At 46.2% G+C, this 18,885-nt stretch carries 21 protein-coding genes, 1 tRNA gene and 1 CRISPR repeat array; of the genes, 9 read left to right on the forward strand and 13 right to left on the reverse strand.

Annotation, left to right across the window (positions count from 1 at the left end; translation table 11 throughout):
- Positions 1 to 55: 55 nt before the first annotated feature.
- Positions 56 to 268, reverse strand: a complete 213-nt coding sequence (locus HMPREF2865_RS03610; RefSeq protein ID WP_003684747.1) for a glycine zipper 2TM domain-containing protein — start codon at positions 266 to 268, stop codon at positions 56 to 58.
- Between the two features lie 254 nt (positions 269 to 522).
- Here HMPREF2865_RS03610 and HMPREF2865_RS03615 point away from each other — a divergent pair, with 254 nt between their 5' ends.
- A complete protein-coding gene (locus HMPREF2865_RS03615; protein ID WP_070645668.1) occupies positions 523 to 972 on the forward strand; it encodes a CopD family copper resistance protein in 450 nt (149 codons plus the stop codon).
- Positions 973 to 1,005: 33 nt separating this feature from the next.
- Positions 1,006 to 1,980: a TerC family protein gene (locus HMPREF2865_RS03620; protein WP_070645670.1), complete on the forward strand. Its 975-nt coding sequence runs from the start codon at positions 1,006 to 1,008 to the stop codon at positions 1,978 to 1,980.
- Positions 1,981 to 2,043: 63 nt separating this feature from the next.
- Here the strand turns inward: HMPREF2865_RS03620 and HMPREF2865_RS03625 are convergent, their stop codons facing one another.
- The gene (locus tag HMPREF2865_RS03625) at positions 2,044 to 2,442 is read right to left on the reverse strand and encodes an Ag473 family lipoprotein (protein WP_070645672.1); all 399 of its coding nucleotides are present in this window, start codon (positions 2,440 to 2,442) and stop codon (positions 2,044 to 2,046) included.
- 182 nt (positions 2,443 to 2,624) lie between these two features.
- Between HMPREF2865_RS03625 and HMPREF2865_RS03630 the strand changes: the two genes are divergently transcribed.
- The 7 genes from HMPREF2865_RS03630 (at position 2,625) to cas2 (ending at position 12,627) form a co-directional block, all read left to right on the forward strand.
- A tRNA-Lys gene (locus tag HMPREF2865_RS03630) sits at positions 2,625 to 2,700 on the forward strand.
- A 301-nt stretch (positions 2,701 to 3,001) separates the two neighbouring features.
- On the forward strand, positions 3,002 to 4,444 hold the full coding sequence (gene aldA, locus HMPREF2865_RS03635) for an aldehyde dehydrogenase (protein ID WP_070645674.1): 1,443 nt from the start codon (positions 3,002 to 3,004) through the stop codon (positions 4,442 to 4,444).
- Between the two features lie 170 nt (positions 4,445 to 4,614).
- Positions 4,615 to 6,126: a lysine--tRNA ligase gene (lysS, locus tag HMPREF2865_RS03640; protein ID WP_049323415.1), complete on the forward strand. Its 1,512-nt coding sequence runs from the start codon at positions 4,615 to 4,617 to the stop codon at positions 6,124 to 6,126.
- A 262-nt stretch (positions 6,127 to 6,388) separates the two neighbouring features.
- Positions 6,389 to 7,813: an alanine/glycine:cation symporter family protein gene (locus HMPREF2865_RS03645; RefSeq protein ID WP_070645676.1), complete on the forward strand. Its 1,425-nt coding sequence runs from the start codon at positions 6,389 to 6,391 to the stop codon at positions 7,811 to 7,813.
- 269 nt (positions 7,814 to 8,082) lie between these two features.
- Positions 8,083 to 11,328, forward strand: a complete 3,246-nt coding sequence (gene cas9 / locus HMPREF2865_RS03650; protein ID WP_070645678.1) for a type II CRISPR RNA-guided endonuclease Cas9 — start codon at positions 8,083 to 8,085, stop codon at positions 11,326 to 11,328.
- A gap of 65 nt (positions 11,329 to 11,393) precedes the next feature.
- Positions 11,394 to 12,308: a type II CRISPR-associated endonuclease Cas1 gene (cas1, locus tag HMPREF2865_RS03655; protein WP_070608383.1), complete on the forward strand. Its 915-nt coding sequence runs from the start codon at positions 11,394 to 11,396 to the stop codon at positions 12,306 to 12,308.
- A complete protein-coding gene (gene cas2, locus HMPREF2865_RS03660; protein WP_033912916.1) occupies positions 12,301 to 12,627 on the forward strand; it encodes a CRISPR-associated endonuclease Cas2 in 327 nt (108 codons plus the stop codon). The genes cas1 and cas2 overlap by 8 nt, the downstream gene beginning before the upstream one ends.
- A 62-nt stretch (positions 12,628 to 12,689) precedes the next feature.
- A CRISPR array of direct repeats spans positions 12,690 to 13,121; the repeat unit is 36 nt; unit sequence ATTGTAGCACTGCGAAATGAGAAAGGGAGCTACAAC.
- Positions 13,122 to 13,167: 46 nt separating this feature from the next.
- On the opposite strand, the gene rplQ is transcribed toward cas2, so the two are convergent.
- The 11 genes from rplQ to rpsE form a co-directional block, all read right to left on the reverse strand.
- Positions 13,168 to 13,542, reverse strand: coding sequence for a 50S ribosomal protein L17 (rplQ, locus tag HMPREF2865_RS03665; RefSeq protein ID WP_070608381.1), 375 nt, complete (start codon positions 13,540 to 13,542; stop codon positions 13,168 to 13,170).
- A 24-nt stretch (positions 13,543 to 13,566) separates the two neighbouring features.
- A complete protein-coding gene (gene rpoA / locus HMPREF2865_RS03670; protein ID WP_070608379.1) occupies positions 13,567 to 14,553 on the reverse strand; it encodes a DNA-directed RNA polymerase subunit alpha in 987 nt (328 codons plus the stop codon).
- 25 nt (positions 14,554 to 14,578) lie between these two features.
- On the reverse strand, positions 14,579 to 15,199 hold the full coding sequence (gene rpsD / locus HMPREF2865_RS03675) for a 30S ribosomal protein S4 (protein ID WP_039863983.1): 621 nt from the start codon (positions 15,197 to 15,199) through the stop codon (positions 14,579 to 14,581).
- Between the two features lie 19 nt (positions 15,200 to 15,218).
- Positions 15,219 to 15,614, reverse strand: a complete 396-nt coding sequence (gene rpsK / locus HMPREF2865_RS03680; protein ID WP_002216249.1) for a 30S ribosomal protein S11 — start codon at positions 15,612 to 15,614, stop codon at positions 15,219 to 15,221.
- A 19-nt stretch (positions 15,615 to 15,633) separates the two neighbouring features.
- The gene (gene rpsM / locus HMPREF2865_RS03685; RefSeq protein ID WP_003749295.1) at positions 15,634 to 15,996 is read right to left on the reverse strand and encodes a 30S ribosomal protein S13; all 363 of its coding nucleotides are present in this window, start codon (positions 15,994 to 15,996) and stop codon (positions 15,634 to 15,636) included.
- Positions 15,997 to 16,063: 67 nt separating this feature from the next.
- Positions 16,064 to 16,177 carry a 50S ribosomal protein L36 gene (gene rpmJ, locus HMPREF2865_RS11525; RefSeq protein ID WP_003697674.1) on the reverse strand — a complete coding sequence of 38 codons (114 nt, stop codon included), beginning with the start codon at positions 16,175 to 16,177 and terminating at the stop codon, positions 16,064 to 16,066.
- 18 nt (positions 16,178 to 16,195) lie between these two features.
- Complete coding sequence (infA, locus tag HMPREF2865_RS03690) at positions 16,196 to 16,414, reverse strand: translation initiation factor IF-1 (protein WP_003684714.1); 219 nt, start codon at positions 16,412 to 16,414, stop codon at positions 16,196 to 16,198.
- Between the two features lie 4 nt (positions 16,415 to 16,418).
- Positions 16,419 to 17,732, reverse strand: a complete 1,314-nt coding sequence (gene secY, locus HMPREF2865_RS03695) for a preprotein translocase subunit SecY (protein WP_070645680.1) — start codon at positions 17,730 to 17,732, stop codon at positions 16,419 to 16,421.
- Between the two features lie 13 nt (positions 17,733 to 17,745).
- On the reverse strand, positions 17,746 to 18,180 hold the full coding sequence (gene rplO / locus HMPREF2865_RS03700) for a 50S ribosomal protein L15 (RefSeq protein WP_070645682.1): 435 nt from the start codon (positions 18,178 to 18,180) through the stop codon (positions 17,746 to 17,748).
- A gap of 1 nt (position 18,181) precedes the next feature.
- Positions 18,182 to 18,367: a 50S ribosomal protein L30 gene (gene rpmD / locus HMPREF2865_RS03705; protein ID WP_003684808.1), complete on the reverse strand. Its 186-nt coding sequence runs from the start codon at positions 18,365 to 18,367 to the stop codon at positions 18,182 to 18,184.
- A complete protein-coding gene (rpsE, locus tag HMPREF2865_RS03710; RefSeq protein WP_003684704.1) occupies positions 18,360 to 18,878 on the reverse strand; it encodes a 30S ribosomal protein S5 in 519 nt (172 codons plus the stop codon). The genes rpmD and rpsE overlap by 8 nt, the downstream gene beginning before the upstream one ends.
- Positions 18,879 to 18,885 lie beyond the last annotated feature (7 nt).

Genomic DNA, 18,885 nt, shown 5'->3' on the forward strand with positions numbered 1-18,885 from the left:
CAAAAGGCCGTCTGAATATTCAGACGGCCTTTTTTATTTTTAACCGAATAAAGGATTAGTAGCGGGTATGAACTTGACTGCCGATAACACCACCCAAAGCCGCACCACCCAAGGTAGAGCCGGTATCGCCACCAATCAAGTTACCTGCCACGCCACCCAATACCGCACCAGCAGCAGTGTTGCGTTGGGTTTGAGTCATATTGGCACATGCACCCAAAGAAGCGGCCAGCATGATCAAGGTCACAGTTTTTGCAAAAGTTTTCTTCATGGTTTGATTCTCCATCAGAGGTTAAGCTGTATATGGAGCAGTATGGCACAACCTTTCATTAATATATTTTCTGATAAGTAAAGACAGATTAAACTAAGATAATGCTTTTGATGAACGGTTAACTTCAAAAACAAACGGAAATTCCAATAGAATATTTATAAAATTTAATATATTTGGCATAAAATTGCGCATACATCAACCGCATTCGGTAGTGATACAATAACGACTTGTCTGAACTACCGGAAACACCCGTCATGAGTACCTACGCACTGGCACACATCATCCACGTTTATTGCGCGATTGCCTTTGTCGGCGGCGTATTTTTCGAAATGCTAGTTCTCTCCGTTTTACACACCGGCCGCGTTTCACGCGAATCGCGCCGCGAAGTCGAACGTGCCATGTCCCATCGTGCCGTCCGCGTGATGCCTATTGTCGTCATCACCCTTTTCATCAGCGGCATCGTGATGGTGTACAACCGCTACCTGCCGATACTGCACCACCCATTCGACAGCTCCTTCGGCATCATGCTGAGCATCAAAATCCTGTTGGCAATAAGCGTTTTGGTACATTTTGCCATCGCCGTCGTCAAAATGGCACGGCACACCCTCACCGTCGGCTGGTCGAAATACATACACGCCGTCGTATTCAGCCATATGCTGTTTATCGTCTTTTTTGCCAAGGCGATGTTCTACCTGTCTTGGTAAACCTTACCCATACCCCACACACAAGGATTGTTTATGACCCAATACCCGTCCGTCGGCTCGCCGATGTTTTACGGCATCTTCTTTATTGCCGTCTTAATCATGATCGCCATCGATATGGTATCGCTGAAAAAAAACGGCGCCCACAAAGTCAGCATAAAAGAAGCCCTCGCCTGGAGCGGCATTTGGGTGGCCGTATCCTGCACGTTTGCAGGCTGGCTCTATTTTGAACTGGCGGGCAACCCGACTTACGGGGCCGTTGTCGCCAAAGAAAAAGTCCTCGAATTCTTCACCGGCTATGTACTCGAAAAATCCCTTGCCGTCGATAACATCTTCGTTTTCCTGATGATTTTTGGCTACTTCAAAGTCGAACCCAAATTCCAACACCGCGTCTTGCTCTATGGCGTATTCGGTGCCATCGTCCTGCGCGCCATCATGATCTTCATCGGCGCAGCCTTGGTACAACAATTTGAATGGATTTTGTACCTCTTCGGCGCATTCCTCTTATACACCGGCATTCACATGATGAAGCCGGAAGCCGAAGCTGAAGAAGATCTTTCCCAAAACAAGATCCTGACCCTGCTCAAAAAAGTTATCCCGACCAGCCAACAGTTTGACGGTGAAAAATTCTTTACTATTGAAAACGGCAAACGCATCGCTACGCCGCTTTTGCTGGTATTGATTATGATCGAATTGAGCGACGTCATCTTCGCCGTAGACAGCATCCCCGCTATTTTTGCCGTAACCACCGACCCTTTCATCGTCCTCACCTCCAACATTTTTGCCATCTTGGGCCTGCGTGCCATGTACTTTTTACTGGCAGACTTTGCCGAACGCTTTATTTTCCTCAAATACGGCTTGGCTTTCGTGTTGAGCTTTATCGGTATCAAGATGCTGATTATGCACTGGGTACATATCCCGATTTCCATTTCCCTGTCTGTCGTCTTCGGCGCACTGGGTGCGTCCATCCTGACTTCTTTGGTATATACGCGTCAGCAAGAGAAAAAATAATCTGCCGATATAAAAAGGCCGTCTGAACATTTCAGACGGCCTTTTCAAATATCAAACACCAGCTTATTTAGCAGCGTCTTTCAATTTGTCGGCAGCTTCTTGAGTCGCATCGGCTGCTTTACCCATAGCGTCTTTAGCTGCATCTTTGGCAGCATCCTTAGCATCAGAAACAGCTTCTTTAGCTTCTTCAACCGCTTTACCGGCAGCATCTTTAGCGTCAGAAACTGCTTTATCCGCAGTTGCTTTAGCATCTGCAGCAGCGTCTTTAACATCAGAAACAGCTTGCTCAGCCGCACCTTTGGCTTCAGAAGCAGCAGCATCAACAGCAGAAGCTGCATTTTCAGCAGCAGCGTTTACATCGGAAGCAACAGCAGAAGCCGCCTCTTGGGTTTCTTTTTTCGCTTCTTGTGTACACGCAGCCAGACCGGCTACCATCATTGCAGCAATCAATAATTTTTTCATATTGTATATCCTTTGGTCTAAAAAATATCTGTCAAAACTGACAGACCCAAAAATCATAACATAATAAATGCTCAAAAAAGGAAGAATTAACGCCAAATGACAGCCGATTTACGTTTTTTGAAAAAAATTTCAAAAAAACAGTTGACGAAAAGAAACAAGTTCCCTATAATGCACAGCTTATCGGGTCGTTAGCTCAGTCGGTAGAGCAGCGGACTTTTAATCCGTTGGTCGAGCGTTCGAATCGCTCACGACCCACCAAATATGAAAACCTGCTTTGAAAAAAGCAGGTTTTTTTTATATTCTCCATCAAGCCTTTCTTCACTCGATACCTCCCTTATTATCAACATCAAGAATATTCGAGCTTTGTCACAATGCTGTTATAGATGTAACTGAAAGCATCACAAACCTCTTGAATCAATCAAACCCAACTCCTCACCCAACATCTTTTTCTAAAAACTTCCAAATACCTACCATCAACCCACGCTAAATCCTCTTGTATGCCAGACAATTTAGGCATAGACTAAAACTACATCCAACTACAACAACAGGAGAAGGTTTGATGAAACAACTGTCTATGTATATTAACGGCCGCTTTGAAACCGACTTTAACGGTACATGGCGTGATGTATTGAATCCGGCAACCGAAGAAGTCATCGCGCGTGAGCCTAAAGGCGGAAAAGCCGATGTTGATCGTGCCGTTGCCGCGGCCAGAGATGCACAAACTGCATGGGAGCGTTTGCCTGCCGTTGAGCGCGGCGCATACCTGCGCAAAATTGCCCAAGGCATCCGCGAACGTGCCGACGAACTGACGGATACCATTGTTGCCGAAGGCGGTAAAACAAAAGATTTGGCACGCATAGAAGTTATGTTCACTGCCGATTATCTCGACTACCAAGCAGAATGGGCGCGCCGTTATGAAGGCGAAATCATCCAAAGCGACCGCCCGCGCGAAAATATTTTATTGTTCAAACGTCCTTTGGGCGTAATCGCCGGCATTTTGCCGTGGAACTTCCCATTCTTCCTGATCGCCCGCAAAATGGGCCCGGCTTTGGTAACCGGCAATACCATCGTCGTCAAACCGAGCAGCGTTACCCCGATTAACTGCCACATTTTTGCTGAAATCGTTCATGCTTCAGGCTTACCGGCCGGCGTATTCAATGTCGTCAACGGCCCAGGCGCAGAAATCGGCAATGCCTTGGCATCACATCCGCAAGTCGATATGGTCAGCCTGACCGGTTCTGTCGATGCAGGCCGCCAAGTGATGGAAGCCGCCGCCGCCAACATTACCAAAGTCTCACTGGAACTGGGTGGCAAAGCCCCTGCCATCGTTCTGAAAGATGCCGACTTGGATCTGGCCGTCAAATCCATCTTGGCTTCACGCGTGGGCAATACCGGCCAAATCTGTAACTGCGCCGAACGCGTGTATGTCCACAGCAGCCTGAAAGTCGCGTTTATCGAAAAAATGACCGCCGCCATGAAAGGCGTACGCTACGGCAACCCGGCCGAAGCCGAAGCAGGCGCACTGGAAATGGGCCCGTTGATTGAAGAGCGTGCCGTAAAATCCGTTGCCGAGAAAGTCGAACGCGCAGTTCGACAAGGCGCAACTTTGGTTTGCGGCGGCAAACGTGCCGACGGCAAAGGCTACTTCTTCGAACCTACCCTGCTGACCGATACCGACAACAGCATGGACATCATGAAGGAAGAAACCTTCGGCCCAGTCCTGCCGGTTGCCACTTTCGACACACTCGATCAAGTCATCGCTTTGGCAAACGACAGCGAATTCGGCCTGACCAGCTCCGTCTATACCACCAATCTGAATGAAGCGTTTTATGTAACCCGCCGTCTGCGTTTCGGCGAAACCTACATCAACCGCGAAAACTTCGAAGCCATGCAGGGCTTCCATGCCGGTTGGAAAAAATCAGGTATCGGCGGCGCGGACGGTAAACACGGTTTGGAAGAATATCTGCAAACCCAAGTTGTTTATTTAGAAACCGATATCTAACTGCCCTTCATAAAACAAAAGGCCGTCTGAAACCGATTTTTCAGGTTTCAGACGGCCTTTCTGCCTTTATAGAAAAAAACACCGACATCGCGTAAAATAGAGCCAATTTTTCACTTTATTCAGGCCGTCTGAAAACTCCGGCAGCCTGACTCATTTTTCCGGAAAACACCATGAGCGAACAAAACAATCCGCAAATCGAGCCGCAGTTGGACGAAAACCAAATCATCGCCCTGCGCCGCGAGAAACTGCACAACATCCGCAAAGAACGCAATGCCTACCCTAACGATTTCAAACGAGACAGCTTTGCCGCCGACCTGCACACCCAATACGGTGAAATCAGCAAAGAAGAACTCGACCCGCAAGGCATTCCCGTCAAAGTGGCCGGCCGCATGATGCTCAAACGTCAAATGGGCAAAGCCAGCTTCGCCACCATTCAAGACGTGACCGGTCAAATCCAGCTTTATCTGAACAACAAAGGCGTGAGTCAAGAAGTTTTGGACGATTTCAACCATTGGGACTTGGGCGACATCGTCGGTGCGGAAGGTACTTTGTTCAAAACCAACCACGGCGAATTGACCGTGCGCGTGTCCAACATCCGCCTGCTGTCCAAATCCCTGCGCCCGCTACCCGACAAACACAAAGGCTTGAGCGATCAGGAAACCAAATACCGTCAACGCTACGTCGATTTGATTGCCAACGAAGAATCGCGCAATACCTTCATCAAACGCAGCCAAATCATCCAATCCGTGCGCAATTTCATGGTTAACGAGCATTATTTGGAAGTTGAAACCCCAATGATGCACCCGATTCCTGGCGGTGCGACGGCAAAACCGTTCGTTACCCACCACAATGCCTTGGACATTCCACTCTACCTGCGCATCGCTCCCGAGCTGTATCTGAAACGCTTGGTTGTCGGCGGCTTGGAACGCGTGTTTGAAATCAACCGCAGCTTCCGCAACGAAGGCATGTCCGTACGCCACAACCCTGAATTCACCATGATCGAATTCTACGAAGCCTTCTCCGACTACGAACGCATGATGCAAATGGCGGAAGACATCATCCGCAACGCTTCCCGCGCGGTAAACGGTACGGCAAAAATCAGCTACAACGGAAAAGAAGTCGATTTGGAAAGCCCGTTTGAACGCCTGACCATTCTCGGTGCCATCAAGAAATACAATCCGCACTACACCGATGAGCAGTTGAACGATGAAGAATGGCTGAAAAAAGAAATCGTCAAACACGGCGAAAGTCTGCCTCCGTCTCCGGGCATCGGCAGCCTGCAACTTGCCCTGTTTGAAGGTTGCGCCGAGGGCAAACTGTGGAACCCGACTTTCATCATCGACTACCCTGTCGAAGTGTCGCCATTGGCACGCGCATCCGACAGCAAACCGGGTTTGACCGAGCGCTTCGAGCTTTTCGTTGTCGGCCGCGAACTGGCAAACGGTTACTCTGAGTTGAACGATCCGGAAGACCAAGCCGAACGCTTCAAAGCGCAAGTGGCGCAAAAAGACGCCGGCGACGATGAAGCCATGCACTATGATGCCGACTACATCCGCGCCATGGAGTTCGGTTTACCGCCGACCGGCGGCTGCGGCATCGGCATCGACCGCTTGGTAATGCTGCTGACCGATTCACAAACCATCCGCGACGTGATTCTGTTCCCGCAAATGCGTCCTGAATAACACATTGAAATAAAATCAAGGCCGTCTGAAAACAAGACTCTGCTTTCAGACGGCCTTTTTGTTCAAATATGTAAAACGGAAGAGTTTAAATCGATAAATCCTTTACACCATAATAATAAAATTACATGATAATCAAAAAGATAATATAAAAAAGAATATGTAAACGTTTTTCAGTTTGTTGACAGTCTGCTAGAATACATCCAGTTACAGACAGCCTCCACACACAGGCCGTCTGAAAATGCAGAAACTCTGAAAGGTTTGTATGGATCAATTTTTCGAACAGCTTCACGGCTGGATAAACGCCATCAACGACCCAATGTGGTCGGGGTTGGTATATATGCTTTTAGGCGCAGGCCTCTTTTTCACCGTTACCACCGGTTTTGTACAATTCCGCCTCTTCGGCCGCAGTATCAAAGAAATGCTGAGTGGCCGCAAACAAGGTGATGATCCGCACGGAATCACACCGTTCCAAGCATTCGTTACCGGCTTGGCCAGCCGCGTAGGCGTGGGCAACATTGCCGGCGTGGCGATTGCCATCAAACTCGGCGGGCCGGGCGCGGTATTCTGGATGTGGGTAACCGCCTTAATCGGCATGAGTTCGGCGTTTGTCGAATCTTCACTGGCCCAACTCTTTAAAGTCCGGGACTACGACAACCACCACTTCCGCGGCGGTCCTGCCTACTACATAACTCAAGGCCTGGGACAAAAATGGCTGGGCGTTTTGTTCGCCCTGAGCCTGATTTTCTGTTTCGGCTTTGTATTTGAAGCCGTACAGACCAATACCATCGCCGATACCACCAAAGCGGCATGGGGCTGGGATCAACACTATGTCGGTGTCGCCCTGGTCATTCTGACTGCCCCGATTATCTTCGGCGGTATCCGTCGCGTATCTAAAGCCGCGGAAATTATCGTTCCGCTGATGGCGGTTTTATATCTCGTCATAGCACTCTTCATCATTGCTACCAATATTTCCCTGATTCCTGACGTGTTCGGTCAGATTTTCTCCAACGCGTTCAACTTCGATTCGGCTGCAGGCGGTTTCCTCGGCGGTCTGATTTCGACCACCATGATGCAGGGTATCAAACGCGGCCTGTATTCCAATGAGGCGGGTATGGGTTCCGCGCCGAACGCCGCAGCCGCAGCCGAAGTGAAACACCCCGTCTCCCAAGGCATGATTCAAATGCTGGGCGTTTTCGTCGATACCATCATCGTCTGCTCATGCACCGCCTTTATCGTCTTGATCTATCAACAGCCTTACGGCGACCTGAGCGGTGCGGCGTTGACGCAGGCAGCGATTGTCAGCCAAGTGGGTCAATGGGGCGCGGGCTTCCTTGCCGTCATCCTGTTTATGTTTGCCTTTTCAACCGTTATCGGTAACTATGCCTATGCCGAGTCCAACGTCCAATTCATCAAGAGCCATTGGCTGGTTACCGCCGTTTTCCGTATGCTGGTTTTGGCATGGGTCTACTTCGGCGCAGTTGCCAACGTACCCTTGGTATGGGATATGGCAGACATGGCCATGGGCATCATGGCATGGATTAACCTCGTCGCCATCCTGCTCCTGTCCCCACTTGCCTTCCTGCTGTTGAAAGACTACACAGCCAAGCTGAAAATGGGTAAAGACCCAGAGTTCAAACTCTCTGAACACCCAGGCTTGAAACGCAAAATCAAATCCGATATCTGGTAAAACCAAAGGCCGTCTGAAATTTCAGACGGCCTTTTTAATCCCTGCCATTTAGACAAAACGATGCCCCTTAAAGCAGAAGCCTTAAGGGGCAGAGCGTTGCGGCACATCTTTTCAGACGGCCTTATTGTAGCAACGTTTCTCATTTCGCAGTGCAACAATATGGACAGATTCTAATTCCAAATCGGTACCTAGTCAAGTATTTCATTTGCATGGTAATACTTACCTGGGATATATTTATACTTACCAAACATCACATTACGGAGAAACTGATGGCTGCATTCAAACCCAATCCAATCAACTACGTCCTCGGCCTCGATATCGGCATCGCATCCGTCGGCTGGGCGATGGTAGAAATTGACGAAGAAGAAAACCCCATACGCCTGATTGATTTGGGCGTGCGCGTATTTGAGCGGGCCGAAGTACCAAAAACAGGCGACTCTCTCGCAGCGGTAAGACGCTTAGCACGCAGCGTCCGCCGCCTGACCCGCCGTCGCGCCCACCGCCTGCTTCGGGCCCGTCGCCTATTGAAACGCGAGGGCGTATTACAGGCTGCCGATTTTGATGAAAACGGCTTGATCAAATCCTTACCGAATACACCATGGCAACTTCGCACAGCCGCATTAGACCGCAAACTGACGCCTTTAGAGTGGTCGGCAGTCTTGTTGCATTTAATCAAACATCGCGGCTATTTGTCGCAAAGAAAAAACGAGGGCGAAACTGCCGATAAGGAGCTTGGCGCTTTGCTTAAAGGCGTAGCCGACAATGCCCATGCCTTACAGACTAGCAATTTCCGCACTCCGGCCGAATTGGCTTTAAATAAATTTGAAAAAGAAAGCGGCCATATCCGCAACCAGCGCGATGATTATTCGCATACGTTCAGCCGCAAAGATTTGCAGGCAGAGCTGAATTTACTGTTTGAAAAACAAAAAGAATTCGGCAATCCGCATGTTTCAGACGGCCTTAAAGAAGGTATTGAAACCCTGCTGATGACGCAACGCCCTGCCCTGTCCGGCGATGCCGTTCAAAAAATGTTGGGGCATTGCACCTTCGAACCGACAGAACCTAAAGCCGCTAAAAACACCTACACAGCCGAACGTTTCATCTGGCTGACCAAGCTGAACAACCTGCGTATTTTAGAGCAAGGCAGCGAGCGGCCATTGACCGCTACCGAACGCGCCACGCTTATGGACGAGCCATACAGAAAATCCAAACTGACTTACGCACAAGCCCGTAAGCTGCTGGGTTTAGAAGATACCGCCTTTTTCAAAGGATTACACTATGGTAAAGACAATGCCGAAACCTCAACATTGATGGAAATGAAGGCCTACCATGCCATCAGCCGTGCGCTGGAAAAAGAAGGATTGAAAGACAAAAAATCCCCATTAAACCTTTCTCCCGAATTACAAGACGAAATCGGCACGGCATTCTCCCTGTTCAAAACCGATGAAGATATTACAGGCCGTCTGAAAGACCGTGTTCAGCCCGAAATCTTAGAAGCGCTGTTGAAACACATTAGCTTCGATAAGTTCGTCCAAATTTCCTTGAAAGCATTGCGCCGAATTGTGCCTCTAATGGAGCAAAGCAAACGTTACGATGAAGCCTGCGCCGAAATCTACGGAGACCATTACGGCAAGAAAAATACGGAAGAAGAGATTTATCTGCCACCGATTCCCGCCGATAAAATCCGTAACCCAGTCGTCTTACGCGCCTTATCTCAAGCCAGAAAAGTCATTAACGCCGTTGTACGCCGTTATGGCTCCCCTGCACGTATCCATATTGAAACGGCAAGAGAGGTAGGTAAATCGTTTAAAGACCGCAAAGAAATCGAAAAACGCCAAGAAGAAAACCGTAAAGACCGGGAAAAAGCCGCCGCTAAATTCCGAGAGTATTTCCCCAATTTTGTCGGCGAACCCAAATCCAAAGATATTCTGAAACTGCGCCTGTACGAGCAACAACACGGCAAATGCCTGTATTCAGGCAAGGAAATCAACTTAGGCCGTCTGAACGAAAAAGGCTATGTCGAAATCGACCATGCCCTGCCGTTCTCGCGCACATGGGACGACAGTTTCAACAATAAAGTGCTAGTATTGGGCAGCGAAAACCAAAACAAAGGCAATCAAACCCCTTACGAATACTTCAACGGCAAAGACAACAGCCGCGAATGGCAGGAATTTAAAGCGCGTGTTGAAACCAGCCGTTTTCCTCGCAGTAAAAAACAACGGATTCTGCTGCAAAAATTCGACGAAGATGGCTTTAAAGAACGCAATATGAACGATACGCGCTACGTCAACCGTTTCCTGTGTCAATTTGTTACCGACCATATGCAACTGACAGGTAAAGGGAAAAGACGTGTCTTTGCATCCAACGGACAAATTACTAATCTGTTGCGCGGCTTTTGGGGATTACGCAAAGTGCGTGCGGAAAACGACCGCCATCACGCCTTGGACGCAGTCGTCGTTGCCTGCTCAACCGTTGCCATGCAGCAGAAAATTACCCGTTTTGTACGCTATAAAGAGATGAACGCGTTTGACGGTAAAACCATAGACAAAGAAACAGGAGAAGTGCTGCATCAAAAAACACACTTCCCGCAACCTTGGGAATTTTTCGCACAAGAAGTCATGATTCGCGTCTTCGGCAAACCGGACGGCAAACCCGAATTTGAAGAAGCCGATACCCCAGAAAAACTGCGCGCGTTGCTTGCCGAAAAATTATCATCTCGCCCCGAAGCCGTACACGAATACGTTACGCCACTGTTTGTTTCACGCGCGCCCAATCGGAAGATGAGCGGGCAAGGCCATATGGAGACCGTCAAATCCGCCAAACGACTGGACGAAGGCATCAGCGTGTTGCGCGTACCGCTGACACAGTTAAAACTGAAAGACTTGGAAAAAATGGTCAATCGGGAGCGCGAACCTAAGCTATACGAAGCGCTGAAAGCACGGCTGGAAGCACATAAAGACGACCCAGCCAAAGCCTTTGCCGAGCCGTTTTACAAATACGATAAAGCAGGCAACTGCACCCAACAGGTAAAAGCCGTACGCATAGAGCAAGTACAGAAAACCGGCGTATGGGTGCGCAACCATAACGGCATTGCCGACAACGCAACCATGGTGCGCGTAGATGTGTTTGAGAAAGGTGGTAAGTATTATCTGGTCCCGATTTACAGTTGGCAGGTCGCAAAAGGGATTTTGCCGGATAGGGCTGTTGTACAAGGAAAAGATGAAGAAGATTGGACGGTAATGGATGATAGTTTTGAGTTTAAGTTTGTACTTTATGCGAATGATCTGATTAAAGCTGAACTTAAAAAAGAAACTTTCTTCGGCTATTTTTCTGGATTAGATCGTTCTACTGGCAACATTTCTTTGCGTTCACATGATTTAGATAAAACTAAAGGTAAAGACGGTATATATCGAATCGGAATTAAAACCGCTCTTTCATTCCAAAAATACCAAATCGACGAACTGGGCAAAGAAATCAGACCATGCCGTCTGAAAAAACGCCCACCTGTCCGTTAAATTAATCTATCCCTGTTTCAGACGGCCTGAAGCAGGGATTTTTTATATAAAAATAAGGGGAAAACATGACTTGGCGTAGCCTGCTTATTCAAAACGGCGGCAAACTATCCTTGCAACGCCGGCAACTGCTGATTCAACAAAACGGCGAGTCCCACACCGTACCATTAGAAGACATCGCCGTTATCATCATCGAAAACCGCGAAACCCTGATTACTGCCCCGCTCCTATCAGCCTTAGCCGAACATGGCTCAACCCTGCTGACATGTGACGAACAGTTCCTGCCCTGCGGACAATGGCTGCCTTATGCCCAATATCACCGCCAACTTAAAATCCTCAAGCTGCAGCTGAATATAAGCGAACCCTTAAAAAAGCAACTCTGGCAACATATCATCCGCCAAAAAATCCTAAATCAAGCATTTGTCGCAGACGAAACAGGCAATGATCTTGCCGCCAAACGGCTGCGCACTTTGGCAGTCGAAGTCCGTTCGGGCGATACAGGAAACCGTGAAGCCCAAGCTGCCGCCCTCTACTTCCAAGCCCTCTTTGGAGAAAAGTTTACTCGCAATGACAACAATGCCGTCAATGCCGCATTGAACTACACCTACGCCGTACTCCGTGCAGCAGTTGCACGCGCCCTGACTTTATATGGATGGTTGCCTGCATTAGGCTTGTTTCATAGAAGCGAACTAAATCCATTCAACCTCGCCGATGACTTTATCGAACCCTTACGCCCATTGGCCGACCTGGTCGTTATACATTTGCATGAACAAGGCCGTCTGAAAACTGATCTGACCCCTAATATCAAACAAAACCTTATCAAGACCCTTCACTGTCAAATCTGCATCGAACGGCAATACTTCAGCACCTTGGCTGCCATAGACAAAATGATTTCCTCATTTCAAGCCAGCGTAACTGACAAAAATGCCAAACAGCTGAAACTGCCTGAAATCTTGCCATTGAAAGAATACCAATATGAGTGAGGCCAAATTTATGAGGATTATTGTCTTCTTCGACCTACCGGTTACCACAGCGGCAAAGCGCAAAGCTGCCAATCAATTCCGCCAGTTTCTATTAAAAGATGGATACCAAATGCTCCAGCTTTCCGTATACAGCCGTATTGTCAAAGGTCGAGATTCGTTGCAAAAACACCACAACAGGCTATGTGCAAACCTACCGCAAGAAGGGTCAATCCGCTGTTTGGAAGTAACGGAAAAGCAATATGCCACCATGAAACTACTATTGGGAGAGCTAAAAACCCAAGAAAAAAGAGTAAATTCAGACCAACTATTATTATTTTAAGCTCATTTTTTAGACAAAATAAAACGGGAAACCCTTATAAAATAAGGATTTCCCGTTGAGGTATTGTAGCACTGCGAAATGAGAAAGGGAGCTACAACGGCAACCATCGAAAAGCGCAAAGGAAAATAATTGTAGCACTGCGAAATGAGAAAGGGAGCTACAACATGCAAATAACAGTTATGTGTTGTAAAAAGATTGTAGCACTGCGAAATGAGAAAGGGAGCTACAACTGGCAGTTCCGCAAACAGTCTGTTCAGCAAATTGTAGCACTGCGAAATGAGAAAGGGAGCTACAACCGACAACGTGGCGATATGCCTAATGTTGTTATTGTAGCACTGCGAAATGAGAAAGGGAGCTACAACATGCAAATAACAGTTATGTGTTGTAAAAAGATTGTAGCACTGCGAAATGAGAAAGGGAGCTACAACGCGGACTGGCTACGTATCTTGCTGGAAGACATTGTAGCACTGCGAAATGAGAAAGAGGCTATTCAAATAAAAAAGCACCACCTAAACAGGTAGTGCTTTCATATCAATTTGCTTATTCAGCAGAATCAGCTGCTTTTTCAACCAATTCAACCAATGCCAAAGGAGCATTGTCGCCTTTACGGAAACCGTATTTCAGTACACGAACATAGCCGCCGTTACGAGCAGCAAAGCGTGGACCTAATTCGTCAAACAATTTAACTACAACATCACGATCGCGAGTGCGGTCAAAAGCCAAACGACGGTTTGCCAAAGAAGGTTTTTTACCCAAGGTGATCAAGGGCTCAACTACGCGGCGCAATTCTTTTGCTTTAGGCAAAGTTGTCACGATGGTTTCGTGAGTCAACAAGGAATTCGCCATATTGCGCAGCATCGCAGCACGGTGGCTGCTAGTACGGTTTAATTTGCGGTTGCCATTACGATGACGCATGTCATTATCCTTTAATCTTCAAACTTACGGCTTTTCTAAGCCTACAGGCGGCCAAGCTTCTAATTTGGAACCTAATGTCAGACCTTTAGAGGCCAACACTTCTTTGATCTCATTCAAAGATTTACGACCCAAATTAGGGGTCTTGAGAAGCTCGGTTTCAGTACGTTGAATCAAATCGCCAATATAGTAAATATCTTCAGCTTTCAGACAATTAGCTGAACGTACGGTTAATTCCAAATCATCTACAGGACGCAGCAAGATAGGATCGATAGGAGGCGCTTTTTCTTCAACCTCTTCAACCGGAGTACCTTGCAGATCTGCAAAAATAGACATTTGGTCAATTAAGATACGTGCGGCACTACGTACAGCTTCTTCTGGATCAATAGAACCATTGGTTTCAATATCCAAAACCAATTTATCTAAATCCGTGCGTTGCTCTACGCGTGCAGGTTCAACTTCAAAGCTAACACGACTGATGGGCGAAAAGCTCGCATCCAACTGAATCGCACCAATCTGTTTATTCTCATCACGCAATACGCGACGGCCTGAAACAGATTGATAACCACGACCTTGCTCTACTTTAATTTCCATGTCGATTTGGCCATTGTCGGACAAGTGGCAAATAACATGTTCAGGATTGATGATTTCCACATCGTGTGGCAAATCAATATCACCGGCTACAACAGCACCGGCACCTGTTTTTTTCAAAGTCAACTGAACTTGATTACGACCGTGAAGCTTGAATACGATACCTTTAATGTTCAAGAGAACGTCAACAACATCCTCTTGAACACCATCAATAGTAGAGTATTCGTGCAATACGCCGGAAATAACTACTTCAGTTGGGGCAAAGCCATTCATGGATGACAGTAAGATACGACGCAAAGCATTACCTAAAGTATGACCAAAACCACGTTCAAATGGCTGCATAGACACCTTGGCCCGTGTGGAAGACAAAGTATCTACATCGATTTGACGAGGTTTCAAAAATTCGGTTGTGCTATTTTGCATTTAACTGTCCCTCATTGAGCTAGCATTATTTAGAGTAGAACTCTACCACCAGCTGTTCATTAATATCGCCAGACAATTCTGAGCGATCCGGCATATTTTTGAATACGCCTTCCAATTTGTCGGCATCAACAGATACCCAGCTTGGCAAGCCAATTTGAGTAGCCAGGCTCAATGCTTCTTGGATACGTACTTGTTTCTTAGCTTTTTCACGAACAGCTACAACATCACCTGCTTTAACTTGGAAAGAAGGGATATTAACAACTTGACCGTTTACGACGATAGCTTTGTGAGAAACCAATTGACGTGCTTCAGCGCGAGTAGAGCCGAAACCCATACGGTAAACGACATTGTCCAAACGAGACTCCAGCAATTGCAACAGCAGTTCACCGGTAGAGCCTTTACGACGAGCTGCTTCCGCGAAGTAACGACGGAATTGACGCTCTAATACGCCATAAATACGACGGATTTTTTGTTTTTCACGTAATTGCAAACCGTAGTCTGACAAACGTGGTTTTTTCGCACCGTGTTGACCAGGTGCAGAATCCATTTTACATTTGGAATCCAAAGAGCGACGTGCACTCTTCAAAAACAGATCCGTACCTTCGCGACGTGCTAATTTACATTTAGGGCCAATATAACGTGCCATGTTTTAAATCACTCCAATATTAAATACGACGTTTTTTAGGCGGACGGCAACCGTTATGAGGCAACGGGGTAACGTCAGTAATGCTGGTAATCTTGAAACCAAGAGCGTTTAAAGCACGTACAGAAGATTCACGACCAGGACCAGGGCCTTTAATGCGAACTTCTAAATTTTTAACGCCATACTCTTGGGCAACTTTACCAGCTGCTTCTGCTGCAACTTGTGCTGCAAATGGTGTACTTTTACGAGAACCTTTAAAACCAGCGCCGCCAGAGGTAGCCCAAGACAATGCATTGCCTTGACGGTCAGTGATTGTAATGATGGTATTGTTGAAAGATGCATGAACGTGCACAATACCTTCGCTTACGGTTTTACGTACTTTTTTACGTACACGCGAAGCTGTGTTTGCTTTAGCCATTAATCAAATTCCTTAAAATTTATTTCTTACCGGCAATCGCTTTGCGCGGACCTTTACGGGTACGAGCATTTGTGCGAGTGCGTTGACCACGACAAGGCAAGCCACGACGATGACGGAAGCCGCGATAGCAACCCATATCCATCAGTCGTTTAATGCTCATCGTTACTTCACGACGCAAATCGCCTTCAACTTCATATTTAGCAACTTGCTCACGCAAAGCGTCTAATTGAGCCTCGTCCAAATCTTTTGCTTTAGTAGTAGGAGCAATATTTGCTGCCTCACAAATCAATTTAGCACGAGTCGCACCAATACCATAAATAGCCTGAAGGCCAATTACGATATGGGCATTATTAGGGATATTTACCCCTGCAATACGAGCCATATTTTTTCCTTTTTAGGGCAAAGTATGTCACTATACCACAAAATCAATAGTTAAGAAAACTAGCTTCTTAACCTTGACGTTGTTTGTGACGTGGGTCAGTACAAATTACGCGAACTACACGATTACGACGAATAATCTTGCAATTGCGACAAATTTTCTTTACAGAAGGTTGTACACGCATTTTATTTCCTTTTATCGTTTATCTTGCTCGGAAAACAATCCGAGCACGGGTTAAATCATAAGGAGTTAATTCAACTGTTACCTTATCACCTGGAGAAATACGGATATAGTGCATCCGCATTTTGCCAGATATATGACCAAGTACTACATGATCATTTTCCAGTTTTACTTTAAATGTTGCATTGGGCAAAGTCTCAAGGATTTCGCCCTGCATCTGTATGGTATCTTCTTTAGCCATAAGCCTACTTACGTGACAAAGATTTCATATCTGGACGACTCATCAAGTCTTCATACTGACTACTCATTCGATATGAATTGATTTGTGTCCTAAAATCCATTGTAACGACAACCAAAATGAGCAGAGATGTTCCACCTAAATAGAAAGGAACCTTCAATGCTGTCGTTAAAAATTCAGGTATCAGACAGATTGTAGTGATATACAAAGCACCAAATAATGTCAGTCTCAGTACAACTTTTTCCAAATATCTAGAGGTTTGCTCACCAGGGCGAATACCTGGCACAAATGCACCACTCTTCTTCAAATTTTCAGCCATCTCTTTAGGGCTAAATACTAAAGCAGTATAGAAATAGCAGAAGAAGATAATAGTTGTGGCAAATAATACAATATATAAAGGCTGTCCGTGTTGCAGCATTGCAGCAACCTTATGAAGAACAGAATTCGTACTATTTGAACCAAACCAACCTAAAAGTGTAGACGGAAATAAAATGATACTGGAAGCAAAAATAGGAGGAATAACACCTGCCATATTTAGCTTGAACGGCATATGAATGCTTTGTCCTGGCATCATTCCAGAGCCAAACTGTCTTTTAGCATAATGCACAGGAACTTTACGCTGAGCACTCTCAAAATAAACTACAGCATAGATCAACAGCAAAATACCAATCACAATTGATACCGCCATCAACATACTCATAGAGCCTTGTTCAGTCAAAGTTAGCATCCGGACAATACCGGATGGAATACCCGATACAATGCCTGCTGTAATAATTAAAGAAATACCATTACCAATACCACGCTCGGTAATTTGCTCCCCTAACCACATCAGAAACATAGTACCTGTAACCAAACAGACTACTGTAGAAATATGAAACTCAAGCGAACTCGTTACAACAACACCTTGTTGATAAACAAATGTTGCAACACCAAAGCTTTGCAATACAGCCAATAATACCGTCCCATACCTAGTATATTTCGTAATTATTTTCCTACCAGCCTCACCTTCCTTCTTCAAAGCTTTTAAAGAAGGAACAATTTCAGAAGCAAGCTGAACAATAATCGATGCCGAAATATAAGGCATGATACCAATTGCAAATATACTAAAGCGCTCCAACGAACCACCCGAGAACATATTTAACATTCCGAATATGCCGTTTGCAGCGCCTTCGTATAACTTAGCTAATGCAACAGCATCTACGCCCGGTACCGGTATATGAGCACCAATACGGAAAACGACTAAAGCACCTAAAAGGAACACCAGACGTTTTTTCAGATCACCAAATTTGGATAATCCTGATAAAGATTGTTGATTAGCCACTGTAGTGCAAGCCTTATTCTTCTACTTTACCACCGGCAGCTTCAATAGCAGCTTTAGCACCTTTAGTAGCTTTTACACCTTTCAAGGTAACTGCTTTTGAAATTTCACCAGAAGCAATAACTTTTACATTAGAAGCAGTTGCAGAAATCAGACCAGCTTGTTTAAGAACCAAGACATCAATCTCGTTCACAGCAATCAGATTTAATTCACTCAAACGAACTTCAGCATTAGCGGCAGCAGTCAAAGATTTGAAACCACGTTTCGGCAGACGGCGTTGCAAAGGCATTTGACCGCCTTCAAAACCTACCTTGTGGAAGCCACCAGAACGGCTTTTTTGACCTTTATGACCACGACCACCTGTCTTACCCAAGCCGCTACCAATACCACGGCCTACACGACGACTAGCGTGAGTAGCACCCTCAGCAGGTTGAATAGTATTCAAAAACATATTAAGACTCCACTTTCAACAAGTAGCTGATTTTATTGATCATGCCACGGTTTTCAGGGGTATCCAAAACCTCTACAGTATGTTCACGGCGGCGCAAACCTAAACCACGAGCACATGCACGATGAGATTCAATTGTACCAATCAGGCTCTTAACCAATGTAACTTTAATCTTTTTTTGCTCAGTCATGGTTAGCTCCCAAAATATCTTCTACTGTCAAGCCACGTTTAGCAGCAATATCAGCAGGGGTATACAGTTTAGACAAACCGTCTAATGTAGCGCGTACAATATTGTAAGGATTAGTAGAACCATGTACTTTAGCTGAAATGTTATGGATACCCATAGCATCAAATACTAAACGCATTGGACCACCAGCTTTTACACCGCTACCTTCTTTAGCAGGTTGCATAAATACCTTAGTAGCACCATGACGGCCAATAACCTCATGATGAATAGTACCATTTTTCAAAGGTACTTTAATCATAGAGCGTCGAGCTTGATCCATTGCTTTTTGAACAGCAACTGGTACTTCTTTTGATTTACCTTTGCCCATACCGATGCGGCCATCACCATCACCAACAACAGTCAGTGCAGAGAAAGCCATGATACGGCCACCTTTAACTACTTTAGTCACGCGATTAACTGCGACCATCTTTTCAATCAGGCCGTCACCGCGTTCTTCAATTTCATGTTTTGCCATCTGAAAG

Origin of the sequence: Neisseria sp. HMSC073G10 (assembly GCF_001812605.1) — a bacterium.
GTDB lineage: Bacteria > Pseudomonadota > Gammaproteobacteria > Burkholderiales > Neisseriaceae > Neisseria > Neisseria subflava_A.

Coding starts and splice junctions, on each gene's coding strand:
- HMPREF2865_RS03610 (WP_003684747.1), bottom strand. CDS start 268: ATGAAGAAAACTTTTGCAAAAACTGTGACCTTGATCATGCTGGCCGCT.
- HMPREF2865_RS03615 (WP_070645668.1), top strand. CDS start 523: ATGAGTACCTACGCACTGGCACACATCATCCACGTTTATTGCGCGATT.
- HMPREF2865_RS03620 (WP_070645670.1), top strand. CDS start 1,006: ATGACCCAATACCCGTCCGTCGGCTCGCCGATGTTTTACGGCATCTTC.
- HMPREF2865_RS03625 (WP_070645672.1), bottom strand. CDS start 2,442: ATGAAAAAATTATTGATTGCTGCAATGATGGTAGCCGGTCTGGCTGCG.
- aldA (WP_070645674.1), top strand. CDS start 3,002: ATGAAACAACTGTCTATGTATATTAACGGCCGCTTTGAAACCGACTTT.
- lysS (WP_049323415.1), top strand. CDS start 4,615: ATGAGCGAACAAAACAATCCGCAAATCGAGCCGCAGTTGGACGAAAAC.
- HMPREF2865_RS03645 (WP_070645676.1), top strand. CDS start 6,389: ATGGATCAATTTTTCGAACAGCTTCACGGCTGGATAAACGCCATCAAC.
- cas9 (WP_070645678.1), top strand. CDS start 8,083: ATGGCTGCATTCAAACCCAATCCAATCAACTACGTCCTCGGCCTCGAT.
- cas1 (WP_070608383.1), top strand. CDS start 11,394: ATGACTTGGCGTAGCCTGCTTATTCAAAACGGCGGCAAACTATCCTTG.
- cas2 (WP_033912916.1), top strand. CDS start 12,301: ATGAGTGAGGCCAAATTTATGAGGATTATTGTCTTCTTCGACCTACCG.
- rplQ (WP_070608381.1), bottom strand. CDS start 13,542: ATGCGTCATCGTAATGGCAACCGCAAATTAAACCGTACTAGCAGCCAC.
- rpoA (WP_070608379.1), bottom strand. CDS start 14,553: ATGCAAAATAGCACAACCGAATTTTTGAAACCTCGTCAAATCGATGTA.
- rpsD (WP_039863983.1), bottom strand. CDS start 15,199: ATGGCACGTTATATTGGCCCTAAATGTAAATTAGCACGTCGCGAAGGT.
- rpsK (WP_002216249.1), bottom strand. CDS start 15,614: ATGGCTAAAGCAAACACAGCTTCGCGTGTACGTAAAAAAGTACGTAAA.
- rpsM (WP_003749295.1), bottom strand. CDS start 15,996: ATGGCTCGTATTGCAGGGGTAAATATCCCTAATAATGCCCATATCGTA.
- rpmJ (WP_003697674.1), bottom strand. CDS start 16,177: ATGCGTGTACAACCTTCTGTAAAGAAAATTTGTCGCAATTGCAAGATT.
- infA (WP_003684714.1), bottom strand. CDS start 16,414: ATGGCTAAAGAAGATACCATACAGATGCAGGGCGAAATCCTTGAGACT.
- rplO (WP_070645682.1), bottom strand. CDS start 18,180: ATGTTTTTGAATACTATTCAACCTGCTGAGGGTGCTACTCACGCTAGT.
- rpmD (WP_003684808.1), bottom strand. CDS start 18,367: ATGACTGAGCAAAAAAAGATTAAAGTTACATTGGTTAAGAGCCTGATT.
- rpsE (WP_003684704.1), bottom strand. CDS start 18,878: ATGGCAAAACATGAAATTGAAGAACGCGGTGACGGCCTGATTGAAAAG.